The following is a 7332-nucleotide window of genomic DNA, read 5'->3' as shown; positions in this document are numbered from 1 at the left end:
TTACAACTTCTCCAGCTCGCTATCTCTAACTTGCCGTTACGCTGCATAATTTATTCTCTATCTCTTTTAAGAACTTTTCCGATGTCTGTCGCAGACATCTTTTATTTTGAAAACCTATTTGGTTTTGCTTTTTAGCTTATTTGCTTCGTTCCCGAAGCGGCTGCAAAGATGCGAATAATTTAGTATTCATGTCAAGTGTTATTTTCACTTTTTTTTAAATATTTTTTTGTTCGCAAATCTTCAAAAAACAACGCCCTTTTTCTTTGAGCGGATACAAATGTAAGGAGAAAACAGCTACCCGCCAAAACATATTTTCAAATAATTAAAACAATTTTATAACTGCCTGAAAGTTAACCCCAAGTAAACACTTTTTTATGGCAGGTTACCTGGCATTAACATTGGCATTGGTTAAAACCGCCCTAAATTACTCTAAAACCACGGCCTAAAAATTTTGTGTATTTTTGAAATGCATATGGATAATTACACTTTTCCGGCGAATTTTTTAAACTCGTTGGCGCACGAACCGGGCTTTGACCGTCAAAATTTTGTTGATGCACATCAATCTGAGGCATCGCCAACAGCTATCAGAATAAACCCTTTTAAGCCATCGGGCATAAAAACCGATGGGCAAGTACCCTGGTGCCCCCAGGGTTTTTACCTTGATACCCGCCCATCGTTCACCTTCGACCCTTTGTTTCATGCCGGTTGTTATTATGTGCAAGAGGCATCGTCAATGTTTATTCATCATATATTAAACACCACCCGCCCTGATAAGACCGAGCCTATTAAGGTGCTTGACCTTTGCGCGGCACCCGGCGGTAAAAGCACGCTGCTTAATTCGGCACTGCAAAGCACCGACTTGCTGGTGGCAAACGAGATCATTAAAACACGTGTACCTATATTAACAGATAACCTTAGCCGCTGGGGCACATCAAACACCATAGTTACCAATAACGACCCAAGAGACTTTAATGCCATTAATAGTTTTTTTGATGTGATACTGGTAGATGCGCCTTGTTCGGGCTCAGGCATGTTCCGTAAAGATCCTGCCGCCATGAACGAGTGGAGCGACGGCAATGTTAACCTTTGCCACCAACGGCAAGAGCGTATACTGGCCGATGTTTACCCTGCCTTAAAAGAAGATGGCTACCTTATATATAGTACTTGCTCCTACTCGCACCAGGAGAATGAGAATATACTGGATTGGCTTTGCACCGAATTTGACCTGGAAACTATTCGTATACCTATGTATAAGGAGTGGGGCATTGTAGAAACCGAATCGCCGCTGCAAAAGGCATGGGGCTATCGCTTTTATCCCGGCAAGGTAAAGGGCGAGGGCTTGTTTGCCGCCTGCCTGCGTAAAAAGGCGAGCAGCGGGGGCCTATCTAACTATAAAAACAACGGGCAGCAAAAACTACCCGCCAAAGAGCTGGACCAGGTGCGCACCTATATAAACAGCCCCGACGATTTTTACTACTTTAAGGTGAACGAGGATTGGCTGGCCATTAAACGCGAACACAAAGAGAGCCTGAACATATTGCACCGGCACCTGTACATCAAAAAGTCGGGTGTGCGTATTGGCAAGCTGGCCGGCCGAGACCTGATACCCGACCACGAACTGGCACTTAGCCTAACAGTTAATAAGGATGCCATATTGGCTACCGCCCTAACTAAGGAGCAAGCCATACAATACCTGCGCCGCGATAATATTGATATTGCCATTACCCAACAAGGCTGGAGCCTGATGACCTACGAGGGCCATGCCCTGGGCTGGGCCAAGCTATTGCCCAACCGCATTAATAACTACTACCCAAAAGAGATAAGGATAATGAGCCAGGGGCCCATTTAATTTTTTGACCTGAGATTCTTATTGCACCAATTCAAGTCGTAAATCAAAAATCATACTTGTTTTCCTGCTAATTTTTTGTACATTATGGATTTCCACAGCAACAAAAAAGTGAAAAAAATTCCCACATAAAGTGGAATTAAAACGAAAAATAACGAATTTTTTAGCTGTAGCCTGTAATGAGGGGTGGAAGGTCAAATGTTTTTTCCGTCAACTATCTTAAAAAAGTCTTCGCGGTAAGTATCCCCCACCGGGATGATCTTATCGCCAATAAAGATACGGCTACGCTCAATACTATCTATTTTATTGATGGATACGATGTATGATTTATGCACACGTATAAAATGCTTTTCGGGCAGGGCATCTTCCATCTTCTTCATATTCTGCAGGGTAATAATGCGCTCTGCAGGCGTAAAAATGGATATATAGTCTTTAAGTCCCTCTATAAATAATATATCGTGCAGGTATACTTTTTGTATCTTATGCTCGGTTTTTACAAATATAAAGTCGCTTAAAAAATCGTCTTGCTTGGTTTGCCCTGCGGGGGCGGCAGGTTTAGCAGCCGGCGCTATTATACCCTGTGCCTTTTGCACCGATTTAAAAAACCTATCAAAAGCGATGGGTTTAAGCAGGTAATCAATCACATCCAATTCGTAACCTTCTAAGGCATATTGCGGATAGGCTGTGGTCAGTATCACTTTCGCCTTGCCATTTGCTATCTTAAGAAACTGAATACCAGTTAACTCCGGCATTTGCACATCCAAAAAAACCAGGTCGATGGTACCATCCTGCACAAGTGTTAAAGCCTCTATTGGGTTGGTTGTGGCTTTAACCAATTGCAAAAAAGGGATCTTGGAGATATAATCTTCCAATATATTTAAAGCTAATGGCTCGTCATCAACTACAAGGCATCTGATCATGGCTATAAAACTAATGATAATTGACAAGTGTATATATCCGCTTCGTCGCGAATATCTAAATTATATTTCCCGGGGTATAACAAATCAAGCCTGCGGCGCACATTATTAAGGCCTATGCCGCCCGATGCATCTCGGTTATGGGTATGCTTTTTATTCTGTATAAAAAAGTACAATTTACCTTCATCCAGGTTTATTTTCAGGCGTATTGGCGATGCAGGGTCATTAGCTATACCGTGCTTAAACGCATTCTCTATAAAGGCTATCAGCAATAAGGGCACAATATGTTGGTTGGTTACCTCGCCGGTTACTTCAAAATCAATAAAGGCTTTGTTGCCAAATCTTATTTTTTGCAGATCGATGTAATTATGCAGGTATTGCAACTCTTTGGTTAGGTCTACCTTATTGTCGTTACACTCATATAACATGTAACGCATAATTTCTGACAACTTTAAAATAGCCTCGGGGGTAGTATCTGACTTTTGATAGGCCAGCGAATAGATGCTGTTAAGCGAGTTGAACAAAAAATGCGGATTGATCTGCGATTTAAGAAACGATAGTTCGGCTGTTAAGCGCTGATTTTCAAGGTCGCGTTGTATACGCTCATTCAAAAACCAGTCTATCGTAAACTTTAGCACTGCGCTCAAAAATAGATATATGGTTGTAGTAAAAGCCGTGCTGATAAAAAACTGCCCAAAACCCATTGTAGAGCCTTTAATACGTGTAAGTACTACATCCTTAAACATTAAAGCTGTGCCGTATTTAATAAGGCCAAAAAGCAGGATGGTACTTATTATGGTTAAGGCATATACCTTATATCGCTTTTTATCGAGAAAGCGGGGAATTAAAACGAGGTAGTTTAAATAAAATATGCTGGTGTTTATAACGCTGTACAGCCCAAAAATAACAAGCACTTTATATATGCTCATTTTAGCGCTGTAATAGGCAATGCACGAAAAGAAGGCGGTAACCGCCAACCAAAAAAACACATGCCAAAATATTTGCCAGCTACGCTTCATTATTATTATTTACTGCCCTAATGTAGTGTTTTGCTGCTTATCCAACCCATCAATTATATATAGCATTACTTTTTACCGATGAACTGGCTTAAAAAACCGATGAAACGGTTAAAGGCTGTAATTACCTGTTCATCTACAATTGCAGGCTGTTGGTCTAAATGTTTTTAGCAGCTAAATAAATTAATATTCCTTTGTTTCATAAATCAATCACAGCAATGAAAAAGTTACTTTCAAATTCTAATCCCTTCATCTTATCACTGGCACCAGTTGTATTTGCCATAATAATGGGAGTAAGCTACCAGTTTGAACAGAAAAAACAATTTACAGCGCATACATCATCTGTACACGCTACATCATTGTTTATTAAAGGTGTAACATTAGTTAAAACAGTTTGCACAATTGCTAAAGACAATGTATGGTAATCCGCACCGAAGGCTTATCATACAGCTTTGGCAGCCAGCAGGTTGTTAAATCAATATCCCTGCAGGTACCTGCAGGGAGTATATATGGCTTTTTAGGCCCAAACGGCGCCGGGAAAACCACCACTATTAAAATGCTGCTTAACCTGTTACAGACAGACCCGGGCAGCATTTATATTTTTGAGCAGGAACTGCAAAACAACCGCATAAGCATACTGGCACAAATTGGGTCGTTGATTGAGCAGCCCGCTATTTACAACCACCTTACCGGTAAAGAAAACATGATGAACAGGGCACTGCTTTTGCAGGTTAATGAACAAAGGGTTGACGAAATGCTTAACCTGGTACACCTAAGCCATGCAGCAAACAAAAAAGCCGGCCAATACTCTTTAGGGATGAAACAACGCCTTGGCATAGCACTGGCCCTTTTAAGCGACCCAAAACTTTTAATATTAGACGAACCTACCAATGGGCTTGATCCTAACGGGATAATTGAGATGCGCGAACTATTAATGCGCCTGGTGAAAGACCATGGTAAAACCGTTTTTATAAGCAGCCATTTACTTGCCGAAATAGAAAAAATGGCTACCCATGTGGGTATTATTCACAATGGTGAAATGCTTTTTCAGGGTACTGTTGCCGATTTGAGCGATATTAGCCAACCGCAGATACATATAGAAACCGATAATACTGTTGATGCTGCTAACCTTTTAAAGCGCCATGGCTTTGCAGTAACTGATATAGACCACGATCATTTATATATACCGTATACTACCAAACAGCAAATGGGCGAAATAAACACCCTGCTGGTTAAAAGCGATATTACCGTATTTGGTATTAACCGCCATCATAAAGACCTGGAACAACTTTTCTTAGATATTACCAAAAGCAATTAAGCACCATGAAGGGATTTTTACTATCATTCCGGTCTGAATTTTATAAGACCCGCAAAACACTTGGCTTTTGGAGCGCTATTATTTTGCCTTTGTTGATGAGCCTATTGGCATTCACGATATTTTATACCAAAAGCGACAAGTTTATATCAGCCCCATCTATGGTACTGTGGGTGCAGTTCTCTATGATAAGCTTAGGTGCAATGGGCACTTTGCTGCTGCCAATGTTCTCCATTTTTATAGCCTACTCGGTAAACAATGTCGAACATCGGTCAGATACCTGGAAAACATTGTTCAGCCTGCCTATTTCGCGCTGGGCGGTATATAGTGCTAAATACTTTTACGCCCTTTTTTTAATGGCCTTATCGCTTAGTCTGTTTGCTTTATTCACCATAGGCTTTGGGAATTTTGTTGAAGTATTTAAACCCGAACTAAAGTTTAGCGGCTACCATATGGAACTGCAATTAGCCCAGGTATACTTTAAGCTATTCTTGGCGGCTTTAGGTATTATATCTATCCAATTTTTACTTAGCCTGTTATGGGCCGATTTTTTAAAGCCGATGGGTCTGGGGTTTGTTGCAACGCTGGTAGGTATTACTGTAGCATCAAAAAACTGGGAGTACAGCTACCTTTTCCCTTATGCACACCCGATGACAGCCATAACCAGCATGATAAAAACCAATAAAGGCCCGGCCCGCGATTTGCAAATAGATATATTTACAAAAGATGTTTATGTAAGTATAATTATAGCTGTGGTGGTATTTATAGCCGGTTATTTTATAGTGCTTAAAAAAAGTGTGAAGTAGTTTTAAGAGATGAGTGTAAAGAAGTTATTATTTCCCTGCAAATTCTAATCTCTAATCACTATCCTTTAATTATTAATGCCTACCTTACTGGCTTAGGGAAAACCGGCAAGCTTTCATGGCCATCTGCATCTACTGCCTGTACAGCAAACAAATAGTTGTCTTTAGAGTAGGTTAAAGTCGCGGTAGTACCTGTCACATAAAACTTCTTTTCCCAATACGGGCTTATCGTTTCGCGCATCAGCACATAATACCCGGCAGGGGCTTTGCCTTTTGGCGCATCCCATTTTAATTTGGTTTTGTTGGTAAGGTCGCTGGTAATGATGCCTACATTTTGCGGGCGGGCGGGTGCCAGTGCCAGATTGGCCAATACAGACAAGTTCATACGGGCTATTTTTTGCGTATAGTTATAATCGGCAAAATCGGGCAAATCACCGTATTGCGTGCCGTTTTCTGTACGTATATCCTGGTGCTGACGGTTAAAGTCCTCGTTCATTTCGGTAAAACGTACAGCCGTAAAGCCTTGCTCTAAAAACGGCAGGTGATCGCCGCCACGCAGGTAGCGGTCGCGGCGGTAAATCAATTTCACATCCAGTTGGTCAACATAACGTTCGCCTATCTCTTTAACGTAACGCGCCAATTCTCTTGACTGGCTATCATTTTCGCCGCCCAATGCTTTCAGCGCGGCTATCTCTTTATCTGTTGCAGCGGTAGGTACACCATCGCTAAACACCCTTATGCTCCGGTTATCTTTCAGGTCGGTTTCCATTCCGTGGGTGTTACCAACAATATCATTATTCAGCATGGCATCCACCTGCCAGCCCTCTGCTTTTGCACGTTTGGCTACATTGCCCGAGCCATACAGGCCTTGCTCCTCGCCAACCACTGTCATAAATATAATGGTAGCAGGGAACGAACGCTTGGCCATTACCCTTGCCAACTCCATTGATAATGCCGAGCCCGAAGCGTCATCTACCGCACCCGGCGCTACCGATGTAGAATCCATCGCCTTAGTAGCCCTTGAATCATAATGGCCGGATACAATGTATACACGATGGTCTGCGGTATCGGCACCTTTTAATATGGCCAGCACATTTTTCATGGGTGTGGGTTTATTTACCCGGTCGCTTTTTGGCTGCACAAACGCATCAAACACAACATGCATACGCCCGTTGGATGCTGCGGCATATTTTTCAAACTCGCTTTTTATCCAGTTGCGTGCCGCACCGATGCCCTCGGTTTTACTGAGGGTATCACTCAAGGTGTGGCGCGTTTTAAAACTTACCAGTTTGCGTACAATAGCTTCGATATTTTTGGCCGATACCTCATCCACCATTTGCTTTATACCGGCGTCCTGCTTCACCACAGTTTGTGCTGATACCGATAAGCTTATAAATGAAAGGATGAGCAGTTTGATGTATTTCATAATAGATGG

Annotated in this window: 7 protein-coding genes; 4 read left to right on the top strand and 3 right to left on the bottom strand. The window is 41.9% G+C overall.

From position 1 onward, the window contains the following. Positions 1-472 precede the first annotated feature (472 nt). Complete coding sequence (locus FFF34_014280) at positions 473-1849, top strand: RNA methyltransferase (GenBank protein TSD65054.1); 1377 nt, start codon at positions 473-475, stop codon at positions 1847-1849. 191 nt (positions 1850-2040) lie between these two features. Here FFF34_014280 and FFF34_014275 read toward each other — a convergent pair whose 3' ends face one another. Further along, positions 2041-2766, bottom strand: a complete 726-nt coding sequence (locus FFF34_014275; GenBank protein TSD65053.1) for a response regulator transcription factor — start codon at positions 2764-2766, stop codon at positions 2041-2043. Between the two features lie 2 nt (positions 2767-2768). After that, on the bottom strand, positions 2769-3782 hold the full coding sequence (locus tag FFF34_014270) for a hypothetical protein (protein ID TSD65052.1): 1014 nt from the start codon (positions 3780-3782) through the stop codon (positions 2769-2771). 215 nt (positions 3783-3997) lie between these two features. Here FFF34_014270 and FFF34_014265 point away from each other — a divergent pair, with 215 nt between their 5' ends. The 3 genes from FFF34_014265 to FFF34_014255 are packed head-to-tail and all read left to right on the top strand — an operon-like array spanning position 3998 to position 5900. After that, positions 3998-4204 (top strand): hypothetical protein, encoded by a 207-nt coding sequence (locus FFF34_014265; GenBank protein ID TSD65051.1) that lies wholly within the window; start codon positions 3998-4000, stop codon positions 4202-4204. Further along, the gene (locus tag FFF34_014260) at positions 4198-5097 is read left to right on the top strand and encodes an ABC transporter ATP-binding protein (GenBank protein ID TSD65050.1); all 900 of its coding nucleotides are present in this window, start codon (positions 4198-4200) and stop codon (positions 5095-5097) included. The genes FFF34_014265 and FFF34_014260 overlap by 7 nt, the downstream gene beginning before the upstream one ends. A gap of 5 nt (positions 5098-5102) precedes the next feature. After that, positions 5103-5900 (top strand): ABC transporter permease, encoded by a 798-nt coding sequence (locus FFF34_014255; protein ID TSD65049.1) that lies wholly within the window; start codon positions 5103-5105, stop codon positions 5898-5900. 79 nt (positions 5901-5979) lie between these two features. Here FFF34_014255 and FFF34_014250 read toward each other — a convergent pair whose 3' ends face one another. Beyond that, positions 5980-7326 (bottom strand): M28 family peptidase, encoded by a 1347-nt coding sequence (locus tag FFF34_014250; GenBank protein TSD65048.1) that lies wholly within the window; start codon positions 7324-7326, stop codon positions 5980-5982. Positions 7327-7332 lie beyond the last annotated feature (6 nt).

It is taken from the genome of Inquilinus sp. KBS0705, assembly GCA_005938025.2.
GTDB lineage: Bacteria > Bacteroidota > Bacteroidia > Sphingobacteriales > Sphingobacteriaceae > Mucilaginibacter.
The sequence above is the reverse complement of the archived record's forward strand: the minus strand, read 5'-3'. Positions and strand labels throughout refer to the sequence as shown.